This window comes from Frigoribacterium faeni (genome assembly GCF_011761235.1).
Lineage (GTDB): Bacteria > Actinomycetota > Actinomycetes > Actinomycetales > Microbacteriaceae > Frigoribacterium > Frigoribacterium faeni_A.
This window is the reverse complement of record NZ_JAAOYW010000003.1, coordinates 14,028-38,562: the sequence shown is the minus strand read 5'-3', so window position 1 is coordinate 38,562 and position 24,535 is coordinate 14,028. Positions and strand designations below refer to the sequence as shown.

21 protein-coding genes and 1 tRNA gene are annotated in these 24,535 nt (G+C 69.0%); 2 read left to right on the top strand and 20 right to left on the bottom strand.

What is annotated here, in order from left to right; all coding sequences use genetic code 11:
- The 10 genes from FHR78_RS12285 to FHR78_RS12240 all read right to left on the bottom strand — a co-directional run bounded on the left by FHR78_RS12285 (nt 1) and on the right by FHR78_RS12240 (nt 11,562).
- The gene (locus tag FHR78_RS12285) at nt 1-579 is read right to left on the bottom strand and encodes a DUF501 domain-containing protein (protein WP_166760848.1); all 579 of its coding nucleotides are present in this window, start codon (nt 577-579) and stop codon (nt 1-3) included.
- A complete protein-coding gene (locus FHR78_RS12280) occupies nt 576-1,112 on the bottom strand; it encodes a septum formation initiator family protein (RefSeq protein WP_166760847.1) in 537 nt (178 codons plus the stop codon). Before FHR78_RS12280 ends, FHR78_RS12285 begins: the two co-directional genes overlap by 4 nt.
- 120 nt (nt 1,113-1,232) lie before the next feature.
- Complete coding sequence (gene eno, locus FHR78_RS12275) at nt 1,233-2,513, bottom strand: phosphopyruvate hydratase (protein WP_166760846.1); 1,281 nt, start codon at nt 2,511-2,513, stop codon at nt 1,233-1,235.
- An 86-nt stretch (nt 2,514-2,599) separates the two neighbouring features.
- Nucleotides 2,600-3,844 carry a histidine--tRNA ligase gene (gene hisS, locus FHR78_RS12270; RefSeq protein WP_166760845.1) on the bottom strand — a complete coding sequence of 415 codons (1,245 nt, stop codon included), beginning with the start codon at nt 3,842-3,844 and terminating at the stop codon, nt 2,600-2,602.
- 213 nt (nt 3,845-4,057) lie between these two features.
- Entirely contained in the window at nt 4,058-4,636 is a 579-nt protein-coding gene (locus tag FHR78_RS12265) for a TetR/AcrR family transcriptional regulator (protein ID WP_166760844.1), read from the bottom strand.
- A gap of 342 nt (nt 4,637-4,978) precedes the next feature.
- Entirely contained in the window at nt 4,979-5,713 is a 735-nt protein-coding gene (locus FHR78_RS12260; protein ID WP_166760843.1) for a MazG nucleotide pyrophosphohydrolase domain-containing protein, read from the bottom strand.
- 67 nt (nt 5,714-5,780) lie between these two features.
- Nucleotides 5,781-9,407 carry a transcription-repair coupling factor gene (gene mfd, locus FHR78_RS12255; RefSeq protein ID WP_166760842.1) on the bottom strand — a complete coding sequence of 1,209 codons (3,627 nt, stop codon included), beginning with the start codon at nt 9,405-9,407 and terminating at the stop codon, nt 5,781-5,783.
- 91 nt (nt 9,408-9,498) lie between these two features.
- Nucleotides 9,499-10,086 (bottom strand): aminoacyl-tRNA hydrolase, encoded by a 588-nt coding sequence (gene pth / locus FHR78_RS12250; RefSeq protein ID WP_166760841.1) that lies wholly within the window; start codon nt 10,084-10,086, stop codon nt 9,499-9,501.
- Nucleotides 10,087-10,143: 57 nt separating this feature from the next.
- The gene (locus FHR78_RS12245; protein ID WP_166760840.1) at nt 10,144-10,779 is read right to left on the bottom strand and encodes a 50S ribosomal protein L25/general stress protein Ctc; all 636 of its coding nucleotides are present in this window, start codon (nt 10,777-10,779) and stop codon (nt 10,144-10,146) included.
- Nucleotides 10,780-11,040: 261 nt separating this feature from the next.
- A complete protein-coding gene (locus FHR78_RS12240; protein WP_347878188.1) occupies nt 11,041-11,562 on the bottom strand; it encodes a gluconokinase in 522 nt (173 codons plus the stop codon).
- Between the two features lie 248 nt (nt 11,563-11,810).
- On the opposite strand from FHR78_RS12240, the gene gndA reads away from it, so the two are divergent.
- Nucleotides 11,811-13,214: an NADP-dependent phosphogluconate dehydrogenase gene (gndA, locus tag FHR78_RS12235; RefSeq protein WP_166761152.1), complete on the top strand. Its 1,404-nt coding sequence runs from the start codon at nt 11,811-11,813 to the stop codon at nt 13,212-13,214.
- 61 nt (nt 13,215-13,275) lie between these two features.
- On the opposite strand, the gene FHR78_RS12230 is transcribed toward gndA, so the two are convergent.
- From FHR78_RS12230 to FHR78_RS12190, 9 genes are all read right to left on the bottom strand, one after another.
- Nucleotides 13,276-13,779, bottom strand: coding sequence for an SRPBCC family protein (locus tag FHR78_RS12230; protein WP_166760839.1), 504 nt, complete (start codon nt 13,777-13,779; stop codon nt 13,276-13,278).
- A gap of 10 nt (nt 13,780-13,789) precedes the next feature.
- A complete protein-coding gene (locus FHR78_RS12225) occupies nt 13,790-14,767 on the bottom strand; it encodes a ribose-phosphate diphosphokinase (protein ID WP_166760838.1) in 978 nt (325 codons plus the stop codon).
- Nucleotides 14,768-14,807: 40 nt separating this feature from the next.
- Nucleotides 14,808-16,241, bottom strand: coding sequence for a bifunctional UDP-N-acetylglucosamine diphosphorylase/glucosamine-1-phosphate N-acetyltransferase GlmU (gene glmU / locus FHR78_RS12220; protein WP_166760837.1), 1,434 nt, complete (start codon nt 16,239-16,241; stop codon nt 14,808-14,810).
- A gap of 161 nt (nt 16,242-16,402) precedes the next feature.
- Nucleotides 16,403-16,897 carry a DUF4126 family protein gene (locus FHR78_RS12215; protein WP_166760836.1) on the bottom strand — a complete coding sequence of 165 codons (495 nt, stop codon included), beginning with the start codon at nt 16,895-16,897 and terminating at the stop codon, nt 16,403-16,405.
- A 46-nt stretch (nt 16,898-16,943) separates the two neighbouring features.
- Nucleotides 16,944-17,015 (bottom strand) — tRNA-Gln (locus tag FHR78_RS12210).
- Between the two features lie 169 nt (nt 17,016-17,184).
- The gene (locus FHR78_RS12205) at nt 17,185-18,063 is read right to left on the bottom strand and encodes a hypothetical protein (protein ID WP_166760835.1); all 879 of its coding nucleotides are present in this window, start codon (nt 18,061-18,063) and stop codon (nt 17,185-17,187) included.
- Nucleotides 18,064-18,088: 25 nt separating this feature from the next.
- Nucleotides 18,089-19,921, bottom strand: coding sequence for a hypothetical protein (locus tag FHR78_RS12200; RefSeq protein WP_432207155.1), 1,833 nt, complete (start codon nt 19,919-19,921; stop codon nt 18,089-18,091).
- On the bottom strand, nt 19,918-21,117 hold the full coding sequence (locus FHR78_RS12195; protein ID WP_166760833.1) for a metallophosphoesterase family protein: 1,200 nt from the start codon (nt 21,115-21,117) through the stop codon (nt 19,918-19,920). Before FHR78_RS12195 ends, FHR78_RS12200 begins: the two co-directional genes overlap by 4 nt.
- Nucleotides 21,095-22,066 carry a DNA adenine methylase gene (locus FHR78_RS12190; RefSeq protein ID WP_166760832.1) on the bottom strand — a complete coding sequence of 324 codons (972 nt, stop codon included), beginning with the start codon at nt 22,064-22,066 and terminating at the stop codon, nt 21,095-21,097. The genes FHR78_RS12195 and FHR78_RS12190 overlap by 23 nt, the downstream gene beginning before the upstream one ends.
- On the opposite strand from FHR78_RS12190, the gene FHR78_RS12185 reads away from it, so the two are divergent.
- The gene (locus FHR78_RS12185) at nt 22,065-22,592 is read left to right on the top strand and encodes a MarR family winged helix-turn-helix transcriptional regulator (RefSeq protein WP_166760831.1); all 528 of its coding nucleotides are present in this window, start codon (nt 22,065-22,067) and stop codon (nt 22,590-22,592) included. The genes FHR78_RS12190 and FHR78_RS12185 overlap by 2 nt on opposite strands.
- Nucleotides 22,593-22,694: 102 nt before the next feature.
- Here FHR78_RS12185 and FHR78_RS12180 read toward each other — a convergent pair whose 3' ends face one another.
- On the bottom strand, nt 22,695-24,509 hold the full coding sequence (locus FHR78_RS12180) for an ATP-binding cassette domain-containing protein (RefSeq protein WP_166760830.1): 1,815 nt from the start codon (nt 24,507-24,509) through the stop codon (nt 22,695-22,697).
- Nucleotides 24,510-24,535 lie beyond the last annotated feature (26 nt).

The window sequence follows — 24,535 nt, the reverse complement described above, 5'->3', positions numbered from 1 at the left end:
TCAGCCCGCCTCGGACGGAGCGGAGGAGGCGGCGGGCGCGTCGGCGTCGTCGGCGGCGGCCGCCTGCTCGCCCAGGTAGTCCGGGCAGCGGCAGACGTCCGGGCTCCAGCCCGAGCGCGCGACGGCGAGGTCGCCGAGGGGGTTGACGCCGGGGCCCGCCGCCAGGGCGTGCCCTGCGAGGGCGTGCAGGCACTTGACCCGCTCGGGCATGCCGCCGGCCGTCACGTGCGCGATCTCGGGCACGTGCTCGATGCCCTCGCGGTCGGCGAGGTAGGCCTCGTGCGCGCCGTGGTACCGCCTCCTGAGGTCGTCGTCCGTCGCGAGCAGCTCGGTGTACTCGGCCATGACGCCCGTCGCCTCGAGCGTCGAGATCGCCGCGGTCGCCCCCGGGTGGCACAGGTAGTAGAGCGTCGGGAACGGCGTGCCGTCGCCGAGGCGCGGCTTCGTCGCGACGACCGTGGGGGCGCCGCAGACGCAGCGGGCGGGGATGCCGATGACGTCGCGGGCGGGGCGCCCCAGCTGCGCGGTGACGATCTGCACGTCGCGCTCGCTGACGGGGTCGAAGGGAGGGGTCGTCACGGGGTGCCGCCTGTCGAGGAGGACGGCAGGGGGGCGCCGCCGATGTCGGGCGCGACCAGCTCGGTCGCGGGTTCGTCGCTGAGGCCGGCGTCGATGACCGAGGACATCATCGCCGCGACCCAGTCGACCTCGGGGGTCTGCAGCGTGTCGCTGATCGGCGCCTGCGAGGGCGTCGTCGCGTCGCCGTCGGTGCCCATCACGAGGTAGCTGTACTCGCCCGGGTAGACGTAGAGCAGCCGGTCGCGCGCCTGGGCCTCGATGTAGGCGGGGTCGCTCCACCGGGCGACGTCGCCCTGGAGGTCGTCGACGTCGTCGCGCTGGTCGCGGACCTCCTGCTGCAGGGACGAGATCTGCTGCTGCTGCTGGACGAGCGTCCGCAGCGACGGCGCGAGCACGACGACGAAGAGCACGAGGATGACGAGCATCAACAGGCTGAAGCCCGAGAAGCGGATGCTGCGCAGCCAGCCGCCCGCGGCGGTCTCGCGCGGCGCGAAGGCGGCGGGCACGCGTCTGCTCGGGGTCTCACGGGGCATGACCCCGAGGGTAGACGACGTGCCGGGCGGCAGGGTCACGGAACGCCGAGAGGCCCGCTCCCCCGGAGGGGAACGGGCCTCTGTGCGGCTGCGGCGCGGTCGGCCGCAGCCGGGCGGTCGCTACGCCGAGAAGCGCGGGAAGGCCGAGTAGCCGGCGTACACGGCCGCGTCGCCCAGCTCTTCCTCGATGCGGAGCAGCTGGTTGTACTTGGCCACGCGCTCGCTGCGCGCCGGGGCGCCCGTCTTGATCTGGCCGGCGTCGGTGGCGACGGCGAGGTCGGCGATCGTCGTGTCCTCGGTCTCGCCGGAGCGGTGCGAGAGCACGGTCGTGTAGCCGCTGCGCTGGGCGAGCGAGACGGCGTCGAGCGACTCGGTCAGCGTGCCGATCTGGTTCACCTTGACGAGGATCGAGTTGCCGGCGCCGGCCGCGATGCCGCGGGCGAGGCGCTCGGGGTTCGTGACGAACAGGTCGTCGCCGACGATCTGCGTCTTCGAGCCGATCTCGCTCGTCAGGTGGGCCCAGCCCTCCCAGTCGTCCTCGTCGAGGGGATCCTCGATGGTGACGAGCGGGTACGCCGACACCAGGTCGGCGTAGTAGCCGGCGAGGAACGCGGAGTCGCGCTTCTCGCCCTCGAAGGTGTACGAGCCGTCGGCGAAGAACTCGCTCGAGGCGACGTCGAGGCCGAGCGCGATGTCCTTGCCGGGGGTGAAGCCGGCCTTGGTGATCGCGTCGACCAGCAGGTCGAGCGCGGCGCGGTTGCTGTCGAGGTTCGGCGCGAACCCGCCCTCGTCGCCCAGGCCGGTCGAGAGGCCCTTCGACTTCAGCTCGCTCTTGAGCGCGTGGTAGGTCTCGGCGCCCCAGCGGAGGGCGTCGGCGAACGACGACGCGCCGATCGGCAGGATCATGAACTCCTGGATGTCGACGTTGCTGTCGGCGTGCGAGCCGCCGTTGATGACGTTGAGCATCGGCACGGGCAGGGTGTGCGCGTTCGGCCCGCCGAGGTAGCGGAACAGGGGCAGGTCGGCCGAGTCGGCGGCGGCACGGGCGACGGCGAGCGAGACGCCCAGGATCGCGTTGGCGCCGAGGCGCGACTTGTTCTCGGTGCCGTCGAGCTCGATCATCGCGGCGTCGACCAGGCGCTGGTCGGTGGCGTCCATGCCCTCGACCTCGGGGCCGATCTCGTCGATGACGGCGGCGACGGCCTTGAGCACGCCCTTGCCCAGGTAGCGCGAGTCGTCGCCGTCGCGCAGCTCGTAGGCCTCGAAGGCCCCGGTCGATGCTCCGGAGGGGACTGCCGCGCGCGACACCGTCCCGTCGTCGAGCAGGACCTCGACCTCGACCGTGGGGTTGCCCCGCGAGTCGAGGATCTCGCGGGCGCCTACTGCGTCGATTGCTGCCACGGATGAACTCCTTAGTAGTCGGTGTGCGTGCGGGGCACGCGGTCGACTCGATCCTAGCCGCGCGGCGTGGACGGCAGCGGGGCGCGTCAGCCCAGGGGCCGCACCTCGAGGTCGTCGAGGGCCTCGCCCCCGCGCACCGCGACGAAGCGCCGGAACCCCGCGGCCGCGAGGGCGTCGAGCTGCCCCGCGACGTTCTTGGCCCGCTTCTGCAGCCGCACCCGCGCCTCCCCGCGGCCCACCAGGGCCTTCTGCAGGGCCAGCAGCTCGGCCGGGGCGACCGCCTTGTCGTAGAGCACGACGAGCCCGTCGTCGGCGTCGTCGTCGAGCTCGACGAGGTCGACGATGCGCTCGAAGCCGAGCGAGAAGCCCGCGGCGGGCACGTCCGTGCCGAGGAACCGGCCGATCATGCCGTCGTAGCGTCCGCCCCCGCCGAGCGAGTAGGCGAAGTCGGGGTGCGCCACCTCGAAGATGGTGCCCGTGTAGTACCCCATGCCGCGCACGAGGGTGGGGTCGAACACGAGGGCGACGTCGGGCAGCGCCGCGCGCAGGGCGAGCAGGTCGCCGAAGGCGTCCTGGTCGAGCCACGCAGGAGGCGGGGAGGCGGTCGCCGAGTCCCAGGTCGCCTCGCCGAGCTGCCCCAGCTGGGCGGCGATGCCGGGGTCGTCGACGCCGATCGACGCGAGCTGGGCCGCGACGCCCTCGACCCCGATCTTGTCGAGCTTGTCGATCTCGAGCAGGGCGCGGTCGTGCAGCTCGGCCGGGACGCCCCAGTGCGTCAGGACGCCGAGCAGCACGCGCCGGTCGTTGACCCGGACGGAGGTGCCCTCGAGCCCCAGGGCCGCGAGCACGGCCGTCGTCGCCGAGACGAGCTCGATCTCGGCGAGCTGCCCCGGTTCGCCGAGGATGTCGATGTCGCACTGCACGAACTGCCGGTAGCGGCCCTTCTGCGGCTTCTCGGCACGCCACACCGGGGCGATCTGCACGGCCCGGAACACGGTCGGCAGCTCGGCGCGGTGCGAGGCGTAGAAGCGCGCCAGGGGCACGGTCAGGTCGTACCGCAGCCCGAGGTCGGCGAGGTCGAGCGGCGACGCGGCGGCACGGAGGGCGTCGTCGTCGAGGCCGCGGCGGAGGACCGCGAAGACCTGCTTCTCGTTGTCGCCGCCCAGCCCGGAGAACAGGTACTCGCTCGACTCGACGACGGGCGTCTCGATCTCGTCGAAGCCGTGCGCCCGGTAGACGTCGCGGACGACCGAGAGGACCCGCTCGCGGCGGCGCTTGTCGGCGGGCAGGAAGTCTCTCATCCCGCGCGGCGGGGTCACGTGTGACGGCATCCGCCCATCATCCCAGAGCGGATCGGAGACGGGGTCATCGCCGGCACTTGCCGACATTTCACATTCGATGTACTGTGGCCCTGTCGCGGTGCGAATCGGGTTGCGCACCGCCGACACCGACGCTCGCCTTCCCTGCGGGGAGCGTCACGACGGACCGGGCACCTCGTGCCCGGTCCGTCCTCATGTCGGCCCGGGCGAGCACGACGGCCGCGCTCACCGGTGCGCGACGGCGACGAACCGAGCACGAGCCGTCGAGGCGACGACCCCGGCGCGGTCGAGGTCCCCCGACACGACGGCGTCGAGCTGGGCCCCCCAGAGCGCCGCCGCGTACTGGCGGGCCTCCCGCGCCGCCTCGTCGCCGCCCACCCCGCGACCCGCGAGCCAGGTCGCCAGGTGCCGGGCCCAGCGCTCAGGCGCACGCCGCGCCGTGCCCGCCTCGTCGCCGGCGACGACCTCGAGCAGGGCCGCCTCGGTCTCGAGGCGACGGAGGTCGCGGCCCCGGTCGCTGACGGACTGCTCCCAGACCGCCGCCATGTGCGACTCGAAGGCCGCCTCGTCGAGGGCCGCGACGTCGACGGCGAGCGCCTCGTCGTGGCGGGCGACGACGGCCCTCACGATCTCGGCGACGAGCTCGGCCCGGCTGCCGAAGTGGTACACGAACACGTAGGTGCTGACCCCGAGGGCGTCCGCGAGGGTGCGGAACGACATGGTGGCCAGGGAGCGACCACGGAGGTGCTCGACGATCTGGCCGAGGAGCTCGGGCTTGCGCGTCGGGTCCGGTCTGCGAGGCATCGGACGTGCTCCTTCGGCTGCTCGGTTCGTCGCCGTCCTGCGGGGGCCGAGCGGTCGATCGGACGATAACAGAGCGGCTGCGCGCCATTGCGGGACGGCAGCGAGACTCACCCGATATCCACCCCTCCACACTTGACATGTCACCCGCCGGGCTATTACCGTTGACCCATCGCCAGCGGCTCGCTCGGGCCTGATCCCTCGAGCACACGAGCCGCGCGATGGTGTGGTCCGTAGCCGAGCTGCAGCGAGACATCCGTGTCGACCGCGGCACGATGCGTCACGACGGCCCCACATCCGGGCGCCTCCCTGTTCGGGTCAGGGAGGCGCCCCCTCCCCCGTGCCTCAGGGCTGCGGTGTCGCCCGACGCTGGGCCTCGTCCGAGCGCAGCTCGGCCTCGCGCTCGCGGACGGCCCGGCGCAGCGCTCGCTCGGCGTCGATGCCGTCACGACCTGCACGGTCGACCGCGGCCAACAGGCGCCGCCCCCAGGCCAGCTCGCCGTCACCGGGCTCATCGGGCGCGGGCTCATCGGGCGCGGGCTCATCGGGCGCGGGCTCATCGGTCGCGGGCTCGTCGACTGCGGCCCCTCCCCCGGCCGCCAGCCGCCGGGCCTCGATCTTCTGGGCCCGCGCCAGGGCGGGCAGGCCGAGCGGGACGCCGTCCCAGGCGCTGCGGCGGCCCGCCTTCTCGACGGCCTTGGCCGCGGTCCAGAGCCGCACGACGTCGTCGACGTCGGCCGCCTCCTCGCCCCCGAAGACGTGGGGGTGCCGCCTGACCGTCTTCTGCCGCACGTCGTGGACGACGTCGGCCAGGTCGAAGCGGCCCTCGGGGGCGCGGGCCGCGAGCGCCGCGTGCAGCACCACCTGGTAGAGGACGTCGCCCAGCTCTTCCCGCCGGTCGGCGGACGTGCCGTCCTCGACGGCCTCGACCAGCTCGGCGGTCTCCTCGACGAGGTAGGTGACGAGCGACTCGTGCGTCTGCGCGCGGTTCCACTCGCAGCCGCCCTCGTCGGCGAGCAGGGCCTCGACCACGTCGGACAGCTCTCGGACCTCGGACTCCAGCCGTTCGGGCTCGGGCACCGCTCCTCCTCGTCTGACGACCGGGGTCGTCGTGGTCGGCGAGGCGGCGCTGCGCCGCCCCGCCGGGTCAGGCCGTCGGGGAGACCCCGTCGACCGCGGGCCGGGGCACGTCGGCGCCGTAGATGGCCGTCATCAGCTGCTCGACCCAGAGGATCAGCTCGTCGTCGCCGAGGCTCTCGCCGTGCCGGCTCGGCAGCGGCACGCTCACCGAGTTGGTCTGGCCGAACCAGCGGGCCCCCGGGTACATGCGCTGCAGGCGCACCTGCATGCTGTCGGCGAGGTCGGCGCCGGCCACGCGCAGGTTGCTGCCCATGACGACGACCTCGCTGAGACCGGCCTTCTGCGCCGCACGACGGAGGCGCGAGACCTCGATGAGCGCGAGCACCGAGGCGGGCGGCGTGCCGTAGCGGTCGGTGAGCTCGTCGAGCACCGAGTCGATCTGCTCGTCGCTCGAGGTCGGCGAGCTCGCGGTCGACAGCTTCTGGTAGGCCTCGAGGCGCAGCCGCTCGCTCTCGACGTACTCGTCGGGGATGTGGGCGTCGACGGGCAGCTCGAGCCTGAGCTCGGTCTGGCCCTCGGCCACGTCGCCGCGGAACGCGCCGACGGCCTCGCCGATCATGCGCAGATAGAGGTCGAACCCCACGCCCGCGATGTGGCCGGACTGCTCGCCGCCGAGCAGGTTGCCGGCGCCGCGGATCTCGAGGTCCTTCAGGGCGACCTGCATGCCGGCGCCGAGCTCGTTGTTCGCGGCGATCGTCTCGAGGCGGTCCTGGGCGGTCTCGCTGAGGGGCTTGTCGGCGTCGTAGAGGAAGTACGCGTAGCCGCGCTCGCGCCCGCGGCCGACACGACCGCGCAGCTGGTGCAGCTGGCTCAGGCCGTACTTGTCGGCCCGGTCGATGATCAGCGTGTTCGCGTTCGCGATGTCGAGGCCGGTCTCGATGATCGTCGTCGAGACGAGCACGTCGAACTTGCGCTCCCAGAAGTCGACCATGACCTGCTCGAGGGTGGACTCGGCCATCTGGCCGTGCGCGACCGCGACCCGCGCCTCCGGCACGAGCTCGGCGATCTGGGCGGCCACCCGGTTGATGCTCGACACGCGGTTGTGCACGTAGAAGACCTGCCCCTCGCGCAGCAGCTCGCGGCGGATGGCGGCGGCCTTCTGCCGGTCGCTCTCGGGCCCGACGAAGGTGAGGATGGGGTGGCGGTCCTCGGGCGGCGTCGCGAGCGTGGACATCTCGCGGATGCCGGTGACGGCCATCTCGAGCGACCGCGGGATCGGCGTCGCGGACATCGCGAGGATGTCGACGTTCGTCTTGAGCTTCTTCAGGGCGTCCTTGTGCTCGACGCCGAAGCGCTGCTCTTCGTCGATGATGACGAGCCCGACGTCCTTGTAGACGATGCTCTCGCTGAGCAGGCGGTGCGTGCCGATCACCATGTCGACCGTGCCGTCGCCGAGGCCCTTGATCGTCTCGCGGCTCTCCTTCGCGCTCTGGAACCGGCTGAGGCTGCGCAGGTGCACGGGGAACCCCGCGAAGCGCTCGGCGAAGGTGTCGAAGTGCTGCTTGACGAGCAGAGTGGTCGGCACGAGCATCACGACCTGCTTGCCGTCCTGGATCGCCTTGAAGGCGGCTCGCACCGCGACCTCGGTCTTGCCGTAGCCGACGTCGCCCGAGAGCAGGCGGTCCATCGGGATCGGGCGTTCCATGTCGGCCTTGATCTCGTCGATCGTCGTCAGCTGGTCGGGCGTCTCGGCGAAGGGGAACGCCTCTTCGAGCTCACGCTGCCACGGGGTGTCGGGCGGGAACGCGTGGCCCTTCGAGGCCATCCGCGCCGAGTAGAGCTTGACGAGCTCGACCGCGATGTCGCGGACCGCCCGCCGCGCCTTGCTCTTGGCCGACGCCCAGTCGCTGCCGCCCATCTTGCTCAGCGACGGGGCCTCGCCGCCGACGTAGCGGCTGAGCAGGTCGAGCTGGTCGGTGGGCACGTAGAGCTTGTCGCCCGGGTAGCCGCGCTTCGAGGGGGCGTACTCGAGCACGAGGTACTCACGGCTGTTCTTCACGGCGTTGCGGCCGCCGCTCGACACCTCGCGGCTGGTGAGCTCGAGGAACTTGCCGATGCCGTGCGTCTGGTGCACGACGACGTCGCCGGGCTTGAGCTGCAGCGGGTCGACGACGTTCTTGCGCCGGCTCGCGAGCTTCTTGACCTGGCGCGAGTCGTAGTTGGCCGAGCGGCCGTAGAAGTCGCTCTCGCCCAGCACCGCGATCTTGGCCGAGGGCATCTCGAAGCCGGCCTCGACGCCGCCGGTGACGAGGTGCACGACGCCCTGCTCGAGCTCGTCGGGCAGCGCCTCGGACAGGCGGGCGGCGACGCCCTGCTCGGACAGCACGTCGCGGGCCCGCTCGACGAGGCCCGTGCCGCGGGCGGTGACGACGACGCTCCAGCCGTCCTGCACGCGACCCACGACGTGGTCGAGCGCGCCCTCGGCGTGGCCGCTGAAGCTCGGCACGGGGGCGGCGTCGACGCGGACGTAGTCGCCGGCGGCCTGGGCCGCCTCGTCGTCGGTGAGCACCTCGCCCGAGTCGAAGCCGCTGAACGTGAACCAGGCGCGGTCGCCGGCGGCGGCGCGGAGGTCGCGCAGGGCGAGGAAGTCGCCCGCGTCGAGGTCGATGGGCGCCGCGGCGCCGGCCGTCGCCGCGTTCCACGCGGCGGACAGGAACTCCCGGTTCGTCTCGGCCAGGCTCTGCGCGCGCGACTGGACGCGCTCGGGCGAGAGCACGGCCACGGAGGCGCCCGCCGGCAGGTAGTGCGTGAGCGGGACGAGGCGGTCGACCAGGGCGGGGGCCAGCGACTCCATGCCCTCGACCGGGATGCCCTCGGCGATCTTGGCGAGCATCTGGGCGAGGCCCGGGAACTCGTGCTGCATCTCGCGGGCCCGCTGGCGCACCGGCTCGGTCAGCAGCATCTCGCGGCTCGGAGCGAGCTCGACCGTCGTGACCTCGCCGTCGAGGCTGCGCTGGTCGGCCACCGAGAAGCGCCGCAGCTGGTCGACCTCGTCGCCGAAGAAGTCGACGCGCACGGGGTGCTCGGCGGTGGGCGGGAACACGTCGAGGATGCCGCCGCGCACGGCGAACTCGCCGCGGCGCGTGACCATGTCGACGCGGGCGTAGGCGAGGTCGACGAGGTGCGTCGCGATGGCCGAGAGGTCGTGCCCGCGATCGCCGGCCGTGAGCACGACGGGCTCGAGGTCGGCCAGGTTGTCCGACACGGGCTGCAGGGCGGCGCGCACGCCGGCGACGACGACGAGGGGACGCACGGGGGCGCCGCCGCCCGAGGTGGCGGCCTCGGCCTCGGCGGACCAGGCCGCGAGCCGGCGGAGGGCGTGGATGCGCTTGCCGACGGTCTCGGCGCTCGGGCTGAGCCGCTCGTGCGGCAGGGTCTCCCACGCGGGGAACTCGATGATCTCGGCGTCGGGCACGTAGCTCGCGAGCGAGAGGCGGACGGCCTCGGACTCGCGGCCGGTGGCCGTGACCACGAGCATGGCCTGGGGCCCGGCGCGCCGGGAGAGGAGCCCCGCGAGGAGCGGCACGCGCAGGCCGTCGACCACGGAGAAGTCGGTGCTGCGCTCGGCCCGCTCGAGGGCAGAGGAGTACGTGGAGGCGCGCGAGAGCGCCTGGATCAAGCCCGCGAGTATCACCCGACAAGGCTACTCGGCACCGCCGACAGCGCGCCTGCGGTTCGCTCGCCGCGAAGGGCGGGGATCTGAGCAGCGAGGCCGTCCGGCCGGCTCAGGCCTTCGCGGTGTGGAACTTGAGCTGGGCGGCGGTGAGGCCGTCCGAGGCGATCATCTCGACCGCGTCGGCGGCGTCGCCGAGCAGCAGCGGCAGCTCCCTGCGCTCGGTCGACGAGAAGGCCTTGAGCACGAAGTCGGCGGCGGGCTGGCGCCCCGGCGGGCGCCCGATGCCGACGCGGACGCGGAGGAAGTCCGGCGAGCCGGTCGCGGCGATGATGTCGCGCAGGCCGTTGTGGCCGCCGTGGCCGCCGCCCTGCTTCAGCTTGATCGAGTCGAAGTCGATGTCGAGCTCGTCGTGGACGACGATCAGCCGTGACACGTCGAGGTCGTAGTACTTGAGCAGCGCCGCGACGGGGCCGCCCGAGAGGTTCATGAAGCTGCGGGGCGCGGCGAGGACGAAGCGGGGGCCGCCCGGGAAAGGACGGCCCTCCGCGACGCTCGCGTTGGTGCGGTGGTTCTTGAAGCTCGCCGACAGGCGGTTCGCCAGCTCGGCGAGCACCATCTGGCCGACGTTGTGCCGGGTGCCGGCGTAGTCGGGCCCGGGGTTGCCGAGCCCGACCACGAGCCACTGCGAGTCGTCCACGGGGCGTTCCTCCTGGGGAGACGGGGCAGGGCTGTCTGTCGGCGGGTGGGGCGGGTGCTACTCGGAGCGCTCTTCGTCCTCGATCGAGGGCACGTCGCCCTCGGCCTCGGCGGCCTCGCCCGACTCGTCGTCGACGGCGTCGGTGGTGAGGTCGAGCTGCGGGACGGAGACGCTCGTGATGAGCACCTCGGCGTCGGTGACGAGCGAGGCGCCCTCGGGCAGGGTGACGTCGGAGGCGTGCACCTGCGCGCCGTCCTCCAGGCCCTCGATCGAGACGACGACCGACTGCGGGATGGCGGTGGCGGACACCTCGAGCGTGATGGCGTTGAGCTCGACGACGTGGATGGTGCCGGGAGCCGACTCGCCCTCGATGTGCACGGGGACGTCCACCTCGACCTTCTCGCCCTGGCGGACGACGATGAGGTCGATGTGCTCGATGACCTGCTTGACCGGGTCGCGCTGGATGTCCTTGACGAGGGCGAGCTGCTGGGCGCCCTCGATGTCGAGGGTGATGAGCGCGTTCGAGCGACGCGTGATGAGCATCGTCTCGTGGCCGGGCAGCGTGACGTGCTGGGGGTCGGTGCCGTGGCCGTAGATGACCGCGGGGATCTGGTCGTTCGCGCGGATCTTGCGGGCCGCGCCCTTGCCGAAGCTGGTGCGGACGAGAGCGGACAGGGTGTTGTCGTCAGCCATGGATGTCTCCGTTTCTGCGGGCCTGGCGGCCCGGGATGTGTGGGTCGATGTCAACTCGAACGCAGATCGCGTGAGGAGGGACCTCGCAGCCGTGGGGACGATGTCACGAGACCGAGTGCCTGCCTACCGCGTCGATAACGGGTGCCGGAGCACCCCTCGCCGAAGTCGACGCCCAGGCTACAGGCCACCCGGGCGTGTCGCCAACCCGGCCGCGGCCCGAGGGCGGTGCGTCGGCGGCCCGTCCGAGCGCGTCGGGGCCGGTCAGCGGCCCTCGAGCCTGCCCATCGCCTCCTCGACGATCTCGTCCGGCCCGGCCGACACGTCGAGGTCGAACCCGGGCTCGTCGTCGCCGAGCGGCTCGAGCGTGGCGAACTGCGACTCCATCAGGCCCGGCGGCATGAAGTGGCCCTTGCGCGCCCGCTGGCGCTCGGCGACGAGCTCGCGCACGCCGGTCAGGTGCACGAACTGGAGGCGCGGGTCGCCGCCCCGGAGCACGTCGCGGTACGACCGCTTCAACGCCGAGCACGCGACGACGACGCCGTCCGCCCCCGCGTCGCCGATGCGCCGGGCCACGATCTCGAGCCACGGCGCCCGGTCGGCGTCGTCGAGCGCGTGGCCGGCCGCCATCTTGTCGCGGTTGGCCTGCGGGTGCAGGTCGTCGGCGTCGACGAAGGGGACGCGGGCCGTGCGCGCGAGCAGCTCGCCGACCGTCGACTTGCCGGAGCCGGACACCCCCATGACGACGACAGGGGGGATCGGGGCGGGCAGCGGGGTCTCGGGCACGGGGGCCTCTCGGTGTCGGGGACGGCGCGGTCCCGCCCAGCGTAGACGCGCCTCCTCGGCTCGTCCCGGCGAGGCCGCGACCGACCCGGGGCCTGCGGCGAGACAGGACCCGACGGTCCCTGTCAGGGGCGCAGGACGGAGGAATAGTGTGCGAGCGTCATCGACCGCAAGGAGGCACCGTGACCGAACACGGAGAACAGTCCAGCCCCACCGCCCAGGCGAACATCGGAGTCGTCGGCCTGGCCGTCATGGGATCGAACCTGGCCCGCAACCTGGCCAGCCGCGAGGGCAACACCGTCGCGGTGTACAACCGCTCGCCCCAGCGCACCGAGACGCTGATGAAGGAGCACGGCGACGCCGGCTTCGTGGCCTCGACCTCGATCGAGGACTTCGCGGCGTCGCTGCAGAAGCCCCGTACGGCGATCATCATGGTGCAGGCCGGCAAGGGCACCGACGCCGTCATCGACCAGCTCGCCGACCTCTTCGAGGAGGGCGACATCATCGTCGACGGCGGCAACGCGAACTTCCAGGACACGAGGAGGCGCGAGGCAGCCCTCAAGGAACGCGGCCTGAACTTCGTGGGCGCCGGCATCTCCGGCGGCGAGGAGGGCGCCCTCAAGGGCCCGTCGATCATGCCGGGCGGGTCGAAGGAGGCGTACGAGACGCTGGGCCCGATCCTCGCGTCGATCGCCGCGGTCGCCGAGGGCGAGCCCTGCGTCACCCACATCGGCTCGGACGGCGCCGGCCACTTCGTCAAGATGATCCACAACGGCATCGAGTACGCCGACATGCAGCTCATCGCCGAGTCGTACGACCTGCTGCGCCGCGTCGGCGGGCACGAGCCGGCCGACATCGCCGCCGTGTTCGAGACGTGGAACGAGGGCGAGCTCGAGTCGTACCTCATCGAGATCACCGCCGAGGTGCTGCGCCAGGTCGACGCGAAGACGGGCGGGCCGCTGGTCGACTCGATCGTCGACGCCGCCGGCTCGAAGGGCACCGGCGTCTGGACCGTGCAGAACAGCGTCGGGCTCGGCGTGCCCGTCGGCGGCATCGCCGAGGCCGTCTTCGCCCGCGCCGTGTCGTCGAAGCCCGACCAGCGCGCCGCCGTGCAGGCGACCCTGCAGGGCCGTCCCGAGGTGCAGGAGGCGGGCGACGGCTTCGAGGACGACGTGCAGAAGGCGCTGTACGCCTCGAAGATCGTGGCCTACGCCCAGGGCTTCGACGCGATCATCGCGGGTGCACTCGAGTACGGCTGGGACATCGACAAGGGCGCCGTGGCGAAGATCTGGCGCGGCGGCTGCATCATCCGCGCGCAGTTCCTGAACCGCATCGTCGAGGCGTACGAGAAGGACGCCACCATCGCGACGCTGCTCGAGGACGACTACTTCGCCGCCGCGGTCCGCGACGGCGAGGAGGCCTGGCGGCGCATCGTCGCGAAGGCGGCGCTGTCGGGCATCCCCGTGCCCGGGTTCGCGTCGGCCCTGTCGTACTACGACTCGCTCGCGTCGGAGCGCCTCCCCGCGGCCCTCATCCAGGGCCAGCGTGACTTCTTCGGCGCCCACACCTACGAGCGGGTCGGCGAGGAGGGCGTGTTCCACACCCTGTGGTCGGGCGACCGCTCGGAGATCGAGACGGAGCCGTCGACGCACTGACGCCCGGACGGGACGGGACGAGGCGGGCGCGGACGCGCCTGCCTCGTCCCGCCCCTCTGTGTCAGGCGGTCGCCGGCCCGGGCAGGGCCTCGCGGGCGGCGGCGAGCACGACCGGGTCGGAGCAGCCGCGCGCGTACCCGCGGATGCGCCGGTCGATGTCGCGCTGCAGCACGACGACCCCGATGCGCTCGGCGAGCGGGGCGAGCCACCTCGGCCGGCAGCTGAAGTTGTAGCGCCAGGTCGCGACCGTGCTGCCGGGGTCGCCCTCGACGCCCTTGAAGCGCCAGCCGCCGCCCATGCGGGCGAAGAACCACGAGCCCTTCGTCATGGCGAAGCCCACGTTCGTCGGCGGGGCGAACGAGACGTACTCGCTCTCCATCCGGAAGCCGAAGCGCTGCACCGTCCAGGTGCGCACGCCCTTGGCCGGCCGCGTGGCGCCGTCGAGGAAGCGCTGGTGCCGGATGAACGGGTCCCAACGGAGCCGCGCCTCGCCCGTGGTCTGCGACACCGCGAAGGCGACGTCGACCGGCACCGGCACGACGCAGCGCGACTCGACGACGGGCACGAGCTGCGGCCTACGCCGCGCCGTCGAACATCGAGGTGACCGACCCGTTGTCGAACACCTCGTGGATCGCCCGGGCGATGAGGGGCGCGATCGGCAGGACCTCGAGCTTGTCGAACTTCTGGTGATCGGTCAGCGGCAGGGTGTCGGTGACGACGACCGAGTCGATGGCCGCGCTGCTGAGGATCTCGGGGGCAGGGTCGCTGAACACGGCGTGCGTGGCGGCGACGACGACCCCGATCGCGCCGGCGGCCTTGAGGGCCTCGGCGGCCTTGACGATGGTGCGCCCGGTGTCGATCAGGTCGTCGACGAGCAGGCAGACCCGCCCCTCGACCTCGCCGACGATCTCGTGCACGGTGACCTGGTTGGGCACGAGCGGGTCGCGGCGCTTGTGGATGATCGCGAGGGGGGCGTCGAGCTTCTCGCTCCAGATGTCGGCGACGCGCACGCGGCCCATGTCGGGCGAGACGACGGTGAGGGTGCTGTTGTCGAGCTTGGTGCGGAAGTGCTCGAGCAGCACCGGCATGGCGAAGAGGTGGTCGACGGGGCCGTCGAAGAAGCCCTGGATCTGCGGGGCGTGCAGGTCGACGCTCATGATGCGGTGGGCGCCGGCGGCCTTGAAGAGGTCGGCGACGAGGCGGGCCGAGATCGGCTCGCGGCCGCGGCCCTTCTTGTCCTGCCGGGCGTAGGGGTAGAACGGCGCGACGACCGTGATGCGCTTCGCCGAGGCGCGCTTGAGGGCGTCGACCATGATCAGCTGCTCCATGAGCCACTCGTTGATCGGGGCCGAGTGCGACTGGATCACGAACGCGTCGGCGCCGCGGACGCTCTCGTCGAAGCGGGCGTAGAGCTCGCCGTTCGCGAACGTGCGCGCGTCGGTCGGGATCAGCTCGGAGCCGAGCTCGGCCGCGATCTGGTTCGCCAGCTCGGGGTGTGCACGCCCCGAGACCAGAACGAGTCGGTTCTCGCCGGTGATCTTGATTCCGGACACGTCACTCGCTCTCCGGCCCCGCAGGGCCAACCCGACGGGGTCAGTCGGTCGTTCGTTCGGCGCGGGCGGCGGCCTGGGCAGCCGCGGAGCCGGGGCGGTTCGCCTCGACCCATCCGCTCGCATTGCGCTGTGGGGCGATGCTCAAGGCCAGCGCGCCGGCCGGCACGTCCTTGCGGACGACCGTCCCTGCGCCTGAGTACGCTCCGTCGCCAATCCTAACGGGGGCGACGAACACGTTGTGCGACCCGGTGCGCACGTTCGACCCGACCTCGGTGCGGTGCTTGTCGACGCCGTCGTAGTTCGCGGTGATCGTGCCGGCGCCGATGTTGCTGTCGGTGCCGACCTCGGTGTCGCCGATGTAGCTGAGGTGCGGCACCTTCGAGCCGGCGCCGATGTCGGCGTTCTTCGTCTCGACGAACGTGCCGATCTTGCCGCCCTCGCCGAGCACGGTGCCGGGTCGCAGGAAGGCGAAGGGGCCCACGGAGGCGCGGGCCCCGATGACGGCGAGGGTCGCGTCGGTGCGCTTCACCACCGCGCCCTCGCCCACCTCGGTGTCGACCAGGGTCGTGTCGGGGCCGACGACCGCGCCGGTCGCGACCCAGGTCGCGCCCTTGAGCTGCGTGCCGGGCAGCAGCTCGACGTCGGGGCTGAGCGAGACGTCGCGGTCGATCCAGGTGGTCTGCGGGTCGACGATGCTGACGCCCTCGCGCTGCCAGTGCTCGACGATGCGGTCGTTGAGGCGCCGGGCCGCGGCGGCGAGCTGCACGCGGTCGTTGATGCCCTCGAGCCGCCAGGTCTCGTCGACGGCGCGGGCCGAGACGCGCTCGCCCGCCGCGGTGAGCAGGCCGACGACGTCGGTGACGTACTTCTCGTTCTGCGCGTTGGCCGAGCCGACGCGGGGCAGGTGGGTGCGCAGGGCCGCGACGGTGAAGGCGTACGTGCCGGAGTTGATCTCCCGCAGCTGCCGCTCCTCCTCGGTGGCGTCCTTGTGCTCGACGATGCGCTCGACGTCTCCCGACGAGCGACGGACCACGCGGCCGTAGCCGTGGGCGTCGGGGAGGACGGCCGACAGCAGCGTCGCGGCCGCCGCCTCCTCGCGGTGCTGGTCGAGGAGGGCGCCGAGGGTGGCGTGGTCGAGGAACGGCACGTCGGCGCTGACGACGACGACGTCGCCGTCGAAGTCGGCGGGGAGCGCCTCGACGGCCTGCTCGACGGCGCGGCCGGTGCCGGGCACGTCGTCCTGGTCGACGATGAGGGCGCCGGGGCTCGTCTCGACGACGCTCGTGACGACGAGGTCGCGCTCGTGCCGCACGACGGCGACGAGGTGCTCGGGCTGCAGCGCGCCGGCGGTCTCGAGCACGTGCTGGATCAGCGGCAGGCCGGCCAGCCGGTGCAGCACCTTCGGGGTCGAGGACTTCATGCGCGTGCCCTGGCCTGCGGCGAGGACGACGACGGCGAGGCTGCGTTCGGGCATGGGTCTCCTAGGTGGGGTTCGTGCGTCGATCACCGGCGATCCTCCCACGGGCGGACGAGGAGGCGCGGGTCGGCAGGACGTGTCCGGTGCGGCGGTCGGGCCGGCCGGCCCCTGGGGAGGAGCGACCTCGGCGGCCCGGCTCGCGCTGGGGAGGAAGGACGTCAGCGGCGAGGCGCGCGCAGCACGGCCGCGGTGCCGCCGACCGTGAGGGCGTCCTCGACCAGCGCGACGGCGAGGTCGGGCAGGCCCGTGCGCTCGACGACGGCCTTGCGGCCGAGGTACCCCGCGAAGCTGCCCACGAGGGCGCCCGCCGCTCCGACCAGGGCGCCCTGCAGGCGGCGGTCGGCCCGCAGCTGGGTCGTGCCCATGGCGAGGCCGACGACGGCGCCCGCCGCGATGCGGCCGAACAGGGCGCCGCCGGCGACGCGGCTCGGCGTCGAGGGCAGCTTGTCGCCCACGAGCTCGCCGGCCCCGGCCGCCACGGCGATGACCCGGCCGATCGGCGAGCGGAACAGCGCCCACTCCTGCCAGCTGCCGATGACGGTGCGGCTGTCGCGCGCGAGGGCCAGGCCGGCGAACGGGGTGGCCGAGCGGGCGCCGCTGAGGACGCCGAGCAGGGCGGCGCGGGCGAGGGGGGAGAGAGCGGTGGAGGGCATGGCCGCAGGCTATCGACGCGGGCGGCCCGGGGGCCGGATCGGCCGGCTCCGCCACCAGGATTCGAACCTGGACCTAACAGCTCCAAAGGCTGTCGTGCTGCCGTTACACCATGGCGGACCGCGCTAATCGCGCAATGATGATTGTGGCAGACACCTCCGGGCACCTGGGAGCCTAAGCACCAGGGCGGACTGCGGGGAGACCATCTGGCTGAGACGCAGGCTACATCTCCTCGCGGGCGAGACATCGGCACCAACCAGTGCAGCCAGAAAGCCAAGAAGGCGCGAATTTACCAAGTAACTCGAAGTGACACGACCACGCCGGCAGCTTGTACGTCCGCGGGCCTTTCTGCCACCCCAAATGAGAATCTCCAGACGGTGGCCGCTCGCCCGGAAGCGAGAGAGGCCAGAAGAGAGCACAGCGCGAATATTTTCGGCCCGAGAGGCACGAGAGCTATGCGGGTCTCAGCGGTCAGCCCGTACAGAAGCGACTCTAGACGTGAAAATAATTCAAACGGAGCAAGGAGGTCGTACGTAGATGATCGCACGACATAGTTTGCTAGGAAAAAATCGTGATTGGCATCCGCACTGATTCTGTCAAACTCGGCATCCGCGCCGGAGGGGCTAAAAGCATAAACACCCGACACGTCAAGTTGCTCAGCTACGCCCAGGGCCAAATTAGCCTCCGCGCCCGTCCCGATGACGGCCACGAGTGGAAGGAGCGGGTCATCCGTCCAAGAGGCAAACGCAGGATGGATTGGTTCGGCATATTGTATTGGGGCATCGACGGGAACCCACGAAGCACTACTTGCCGGGGCGTAGAGAAAATCAACACTCAACTCAAGATTAGATTCATGGAACACATCAACAACCTCCGCAATGTGGAATTTAGTAAGGCTGGAAATATCTATCCCAATCGCTCGGACACCTTGGTCCGTCGCGTCTTCTAAGAGACGCCGAAGGGCGCCCGCGAACTGATCATCGATCGGCCTAACCTCGAAGCCAAGTGCACGAACTACACGCAGGTTTTGGTCGAAACTCAAGACGCCTGGACTGTCAAAGTTAAAGGCCACCTTGCGTGCTGCAACGGTACCGACGATCTCAGCGATGTACCTGCTTCGCGCCTCGTAACCAACACTTGTAATAAGGAGATCATATCGCTCAGCCATCGGCAGACTCCGGACCCTCATTGGCCTACTCATCAGTAAACAACTCAAGAGGCGTCTGTTTGTTTGATTGGGTCAGTATCGTTCGCAGTGATGTGCTGCGTTCGAGTCGTAGTGGAAGCTGATACTGAGTTGCCAGCAAGTAACTCAATCTAAAACGCTTTCCTTTCATGGAGCTTAGGAGCCCCGCCCCCGCGCTATCAGGAACATAAACGATAGCCCCAGCATTAACTGCGCTCCCCAGAGCTTCGATCAGGGCTGCAGAAGCATTGTTGTCAACGATAAAACTTCCCACTGGGTCTGGGTTGAAGGGTTCGATAATCACTGACTCTCTGAAGGTTTCACCCACGCTATTAATCAGGGAGAGAAGACCTCGCCGCGTATCAACTGAATTTGGTACGGGAATGGTCGAGAGCATTGCCCGGAAGGCATTCCGAGTTCGAGCTATCTCAGCATTTTGTTCAGAACTTGAAACCCGACTTGGCATCTCGGCAAACAGCGTTGATAGCACGCCGATAATCCATCGAGGATTTCCTTCCAGTAACGTTGAGAGCGCAGTCATACCCGAGTAGATATAAGGGTTCTTGCGGGTACGCGTGCGCCGAGAGCCGCGAGCGGCATCAGAATTATCTGGGGTTCGAAAAGCCACGCGAACGATCACAAGTGGCAAGACCTTCCGGAGGTTCTGGGACCGCTTTTGTCCCGTACTCGAAAGAAGTTCTTCGATTCCCCCTGCGACCCGCGCAACATAAGCTCGAAAAGTCTTGTCACTCGTATGCAAGTCTCGAACGAACTCCTCCTGCGTGCCACTTACCCCATCAGCCGATTCAAGCCCCTCATCATCTAGCGGGAATACTGCACTACCAAGGAGGGACTCCAACGAAACAGCTTGCCCATATCTGTCACGCACTAAGGCTCGCATGAGTTCATAACTGAACTCCATGGCCTGTGCTTTGTGTCCGTAGCTAAGCCAGATCTCTTCGTGATCATGGCCGGGCATTGCCGCGACGGCCGAAACGAGTTCAGACAGATCTGAGGCGTAAGGGGCGATGGCCAACTTAAATATCAACCTCTCATCGACGCTCCTCATGGACGCAATGAGTGACTTTCGTGTCTCCGGCGGAGCTAATTCAAGCTCGTCAAATAGAAGCCCCCACTTTTCCCCCGCCACCTGCGGCACGAGTGCCTCGAGCGTGTCAAGCGCCAGAGTCAGTTGGGGAACGAGGGGCCCCAACAAGAGACGCTCATCGACTACATCGGTCGCCGCGGTTCGATGAAGTTGCGCGGCCATACGACCAAGGTCGACGATTCTCTCAGCAGTAGCCGCCTTAAGCCCTAGCAGGCTAGGTATACGTAAATTGAGGGACCAAAGATCAGCTAGGGCTTGAGCCAACTGCGACTCGGCACCAGGATCGAGTGTGACGCGCTGAATGCCCAGCCAAGTGGCCGGCACGGGTCGAGTGAATCGATCATGGAGCGCAGCAGCAAAGCTGCGCAAGACGGAAGTCGTAAAAGAGGCCTCAAATATCTCACTCGACAGTTCTGCCGGTAAGTTCCATTTCGAATACGTCTGAAGCTGTTTACTCCATGCTATATCTGAAGGAATGAATATTCCAGTAAATTGCAAACCAGACTCAAGGCGAAAGCGCTTGCTGTGAGCTGCCTCCGCCAGAGCCTCCGGAGTTAGCATCTTAAGCAACGTCGTCTTTCCACTCCCCCTCGGCCCGACCATGACCGTGTGAGATGGCTTGGCGAGACGACGAAATTGCTCCGGGGGAATAAAACTTCGAGCTATCGTGGTCGGCGACCGAAATCTCGCGTTGGCAGTCGCGAGGAAGTCCGACGTGGTGGACGCAGTCATGAAGCTGATCCCTTTCCTACCTGTTGCGGCAAGCCCTCATCTGATAAGACACGAAGCGAATGATGGTCTCGTAATCTGCTTTTGAATGCCTCAAAATCCGAAGGCATGGCAAAACGCAGGTCAGGTATCGCGCCGACAAGGGCGCTGTATTGCATAAACGGAAGACCGGAACCCGTGTACATTGCCGCAACTTCGTCGGCTAACTCAGCACCGGTTTTCGCACCCCCGAACCCACCGAGGTGAGGTAAACCCGAGCGTTCCTGCGCGGGTTGAAAACCTTGATCAGAAATCCAATCCCAGGCGCGAAATGTCCCGCGCACTCTGTGGCCGACATCATTCTCCTCGATGTCGAGGATGTAGAACTGGTTGCGCGCTTTGTCTTGGATCTCGTCATAGAGGACAGCGGAGAAACTCCCTGCCGAGAAAACAATAGGCGCACCTTGACCACCGCTTGCCCTGCTGACACTAGGCCAATGCCGGTGGCCGTGGATCACAAGCCAAGAACCGAAATCGCCGCTCGACAGCAGCTCCAAGAGAGCAGGAGCCTCCTGCATCTCACTGTGGTCGCCGAGGTTCGAGACGCCCAATGGGTAGAGGTGATGATGAGTCACCAAGACGTTTAAACCGGGGTCGGTCGTTGCTGACAGCTTGTTTCTCAAATAATCGCGTGTTCTTGCCGAGACGCGCCCCCGCTGCCATTCATCGGAGTAACCATGGTAGGCCGCACTGTTCAGCAGAATGGAGCGGAAAGCTCCGTGGTGCTGCACTAGGGCATTATTGGCCCAATACGCGTCGCGCAAATTCTCATCCTCAAACGGATACCCTTCGAGACCTTGGAGCGCACCCCTCGCATCAAATCCGTTTATGGCTCGCGAGTCCATGTCGTGATTGCCTGTTGCTGCGAGCATCACATCTGCAGAAAGGGCTGCCCGAACCCGACGAATCTCATTCCACGCGTAGGTCAAGGCTTGGGGTGATGCTTTATCACCCAAGTCACCACCCGACACAAGAACATCGGCCTTGAGCCCCTCCCGCGCAATCAGTTCGTGCAGCGCAGTAAACGGGTTATTAGCCGGGTTATCGGGATTCGAGATTTCTACAAACGAAGGGCGTGACTGGCCCTCCTCGAGTTGAGCCTTTGAAAATGCATGGACGTCGCTAAGGACGGCGACCCTAAGCATTGCTACCTCGACCATAGTTCGTTGAGAGAATTTCTCCCCGCAATTCTGTTCTCGCCTTTGCGACCCCCGCCACGTTGCGCCGGCGTGAGACACGCGTGGTAAACCAGTTATCCAGCACTTGTTCCAACCCCGAGTCGTCATTAAAAGACAGCATTACGAAAGCACCAAGGCGGTCAAGGCGGTCTAGTTCGACAGCTAGGGATTGCACATCCTCTTCGAGGCCGAATGAGCCATAGCCATACTCACCATAGGTCGGTCGTGACTCATTACGGTAAGGCGGATCCAGATATACAAAGTCACCCTTCCCCGCTTCTGACGTAGTAGCAAGATAGTCAGCATGGTTGATCTCCTTGCCCACTAAGAGTCGAGATGCTACTAGTAGTTCTTCGTGAGAGGGAATTCTGCCTGTGCGCGCACCCTTGGGTACGTTGAACACACCTTGACGATTAGTCCTGTAAACGCCGTTAAACGCGAACCTATTCAAGTAGAGGAAGCGCGCAGCGCGCTCTTCAGTATCTAGATCCCCTGGGTCAAGGCTGCGAACATCATAGTAGTCGTCACCCGATATTGACCACGAGGTGAATGATTTATAAAGCCGCGATGGGCTATCTCGTAAAACTCGGAAAAAATCCACGAGTTCGAGGTTGAAGTCTGAGAGGGTGGCGCGCTGAGGAGCCACGTCGAAGAATACACATGCCGACCCCATGAATGGTTCCAGATACGAATTGAAACTTTCGGGCATAGCGGCACGGATGTACGGCAAGAGACTCCTCTTGCTTCCCGCCCAACGTAAGGGAGACCCCGTCATCGTTTTCCTTCTCTTTAGGAAGACCCTAGCAATCATGGCCGGGGTATCTGAGTCGTTGCAGCCGCCCTTGTCGAAGGCTCTCGGAAAACTGCCATTGAGGAGTCCATTAAGTGCGGTCTCGGCTCGGCCTGTCATCGTATGAAAGAGTGCGGTCATGCCCAATGAGTCCCAGATTGGAAGAGGGCGCGCCGATCACAGCGACGAGGTCGACCGGATCGTCGCGGCCTGGTCGCACGAGCGCCCCGACCTCGACTTCGCGCCGCTGCACGTGCTCTCGCGCGTCGGCCGCCTCGCCAAGCACCTCGACCGCGCCCGACGCGACGCCTTCGTCGCCAGCGACCTCGAGCAGTGGGAGTTCGACGTGCTCTCGGCCCTGCGCCGGGCCGGCGGCGACTACGCGCTGAGCCCCAAGGCCCTGCTGCAGCAGACGCTCGTGTCGAGCGGCGCCATGACGAACCGGATCGACCGCCTCGTGGCCCGCGGCCTCGTCGAGCGGGGCACCGACCCCCTCGACGGGCGCGGCGTCCGCGTGCGGCTGACCCGGGCCGGGGGCGCGGCCGTCGACGCGGCGATCGAGCGCCTCCTCGCTGCCGAGCGCCGCCTCCTCGCCGACCTGGGCGAGGGCGACGAACAGCGGCTCGCCGACCTGCTGCGCCGGCTCAGCCTGACGCTCGGCGACTGAGCCCGCCGCCCGCGCCGACGGCGAGTGGTCGGTCCCGGTCGACCCGAGCCTCACCGGCGACCGGACCCGACCACTCGGCGGGCGCGCCCCGCCGGACGAGCGCTACGCCAGCAGCTCGCTCAGCTCGAGCCAGCGCACCTCGAGCTCGCCCGTCTTGTGGTCGAGCGCCGTGAGCTTCGCCTGGAGGGCGGCGAGGCCGTCGAAGTCGGACTGGTCGAAGACCGCGAACTGCTCGAGCAGCGCGCTCCGCTCGGTCGCCGACTTGGCGAGCTTGCGGTCGATCGAGCCCAGCTCCTTCTCGGCGTTGCGCTTCTCGGCGCCCGAGAGGCCCGACGCCGCGGCGGCCGCGGCGACCGACGACTGAGCGCCCTGCACCGCGGTGGGACGGTCGGTGGCGCCGCCCTGGGTGTCCGTGGCCTGCTTGCGCAGCGCGAGGTACTGGTCGACCCCGCCCGGCAGGTGGCGGAACCGCCCGTCGAGCACCGCGTACTGCTGGTCGGTGACCCGCTCGAGCAGGTACCGGTCGTGCGAGACGACGAGCAGGGTGCCGGGCCAGCCGTCGAGCAGGTCCTCCATCGCGGCGAGCATGTCGGTGTCGAGGTCGTTCGTGGGCTCGTCGAGGATGAGCACGTTCGGCTCGTTGAGCAGGATCAGCAGGAACTGCAGGCGCCGTTTCTGACCGCCCGAGAGGTCCTTGATCGGCGTCTGCAGCTGGGCGCTCGTGAAGCCGAGGCGCTCGAGCAGCTGCCCCGGCGTCATCTCCTTGCCGGCCGTCACGTAGGAGGTGCGCTGCCGGCCGATCAGGTCGTTCACCTTCTCGTTCGCCACCTCGTGCAGGTCGGCGAGCTGCTGGTCGAGGATCGCGAACTTGACCGTCTTGCCCTGCTTGACCCGCCCCTCCGTGGGCTGGACGTCGCCCGTGACGACCTTGAGCAGCGTCGACTTGCCGGCCCCGTTGACGCCCAGCACGCCGGTGCGCTCGCCAGGGGCGATGCGCCACTCGACGCCCTGCAGCACCCGCTTGTCGCCGAACGAGACGCCGACCTCGACGAGGTCGACGACGTCCTTGCCGAGCCGGGCGGTCGCCATCTGCGACAGCTGCACCGAGTCGCGGGCGGGCGGCTCGTCGGCGATCAGCTCGTTGGCCGCGTCGATGCGGAACTTCGGCTTCGACGTGCGGGCGGGGGCGCCGCGGCGCAGCCACGCCAGCTCCTTCTTCATGAGGTTCTGGCGCTTCGCCTCGCTCGCCGCCGCGCTGCGGTCGCGCTCGACGCGCTGCAGCACGTAGGCCGCGTAGCCGCCCTCGAAGGGCTCGACGATGCCGTCGTGCACCTCCCACGTGTCGGTCGAGACCTCGTCGAGGAACCACCGGTCGTGGGTGACGACGACGAGCGCGCCCGACGACGGCGACCACCGGCGGCGCAGGTGCTCGGCCAGCCAGGCCACGCCCTCGACGTCGAGGTGGTTGGTGGGCTCGTCGAGGAACAGCACGTCCCAGTCGCCCACGAGGAGGCGCGCGAGCGCCACCCGACGACGCTGGCCGCCCGAGAGGTCGCCGAGCCGCGCCTCCCACGGGATGTCGGTCGCGAGGCCCGAGATGACGTCGCGGATGCGGGCGTCGCCCGCCCACTCGTGCTCGTCGCGCTCGCCGACGATCATGCGGCCGACGGTCTCGTCGTCGGGCAGCACGTCGCGCTGGTCGAGCATGCCGATGGTCAGCCCGCGGCGGGTCGTGACCCGGCCCTCGTCGGGCTCGAGGCGACCGGCGAGCACCGACATCAGCGTCGACTTGCCGTCGCCGTTGCGGCCGACGACCCCGATGCGGGAGCCCTCGTCGATGCCGAGCGTCACCCCGTCGAGGACGACCTTGGTCGGGAATTCGAGCTTGAGGGATTCTGCGCCTAGTAGGTGTGCCACCTGACGAGCGTAGGCGACGCCGCCTG

Bases quoted from the DNA above. Each gene is read 5' to 3' on its own strand.
- FHR78_RS12280 (WP_166760847.1), bottom strand. From the start codon at position 1,112: ATGCCCCGTGAGACCCCGAGCAGACGCGTGCCCGCCGCCTTCGCGCCG.
- hisS (WP_166760845.1), bottom strand. From the start codon at position 3,844: ATGCCGTCACACGTGACCCCGCCGCGCGGGATGAGAGACTTCCTGCCC.
- FHR78_RS12265 (WP_166760844.1), bottom strand. From the start codon at position 4,636: ATGCCTCGCAGACCGGACCCGACGCGCAAGCCCGAGCTCCTCGGCCAG.
- FHR78_RS12245 (WP_166760840.1), bottom strand. From the start codon at position 10,779: ATGGCTGACGACAACACCCTGTCCGCTCTCGTCCGCACCAGCTTCGGC.
- gndA (WP_166761152.1), top strand. From the start codon at position 11,811: ATGGGATCGAACCTGGCCCGCAACCTGGCCAGCCGCGAGGGCAACACC.
- glmU (WP_166760837.1), bottom strand. From the start codon at position 16,241: ATGCCCGAACGCAGCCTCGCCGTCGTCGTCCTCGCCGCAGGCCAGGGC.
- FHR78_RS12215 (WP_166760836.1), bottom strand. From the start codon at position 16,897: ATGCCCTCCACCGCTCTCTCCCCCCTCGCCCGCGCCGCCCTGCTCGGC.
- FHR78_RS12205 (WP_166760835.1), bottom strand. From the start codon at position 18,063: ATGGCTGAGCGATATGATCTCCTTATTACAAGTGTTGGTTACGAGGCG.
- FHR78_RS12200 (WP_432207155.1), bottom strand. From the start codon at position 19,921: ATGACTGCGTCCACCACGTCGGACTTCCTCGCGACTGCCAACGCGAGA.
- FHR78_RS12195 (WP_166760833.1), bottom strand. From the start codon at position 21,117: ATGGTCGAGGTAGCAATGCTTAGGGTCGCCGTCCTTAGCGACGTCCAT.
- FHR78_RS12185 (WP_166760831.1), top strand. From the start codon at position 22,065: ATGCCCAATGAGTCCCAGATTGGAAGAGGGCGCGCCGATCACAGCGAC.
- FHR78_RS12190 (WP_166760832.1), bottom strand. From the start codon at position 22,066: ATGACCGCACTCTTTCATACGATGACAGGCCGAGCCGAGACCGCACTT.